General features: G+C 63.9%; 1 protein-coding gene. It reads right to left on the reverse strand.

Annotated elements, in window-relative coordinates; all coding sequences use genetic code 11:
* On the reverse strand, positions 1-269 hold a 269-nt coding region (locus ACTHS3_RS17950), incomplete at both ends, for an Hsp70 family protein (RefSeq protein WP_440368775.1).

Below are 269 nucleotides of genomic sequence, written 5' to 3' on the forward strand. Positions count from 1 at the left end.
TTCGTTGCGCGCAATCAGCGCCGCCTGCACCGCCGCGCCGCGTGCGATGGCTTCGTCGGGATTGACCGAAACAAGCGGGATGCGGCGGAACAGTTGGGCAATGGAATGCCGAATCATCGGCATCCGCGTCGCGCCGCCGACCAAGATGATGCCGTCGATTTGCGAAGGGTGCAGCTTGGCATCGCGCAATGCGCGTTCCAGCGGTTGACGCAGGCGGCCCATTAATGGCGTGGCGGCTTCTTGGAATTCTTCGCGGCTGATGACGGCGG

It is taken from the genome of Neisseria sp. P0009.S007 (assembly GCF_051962515.1).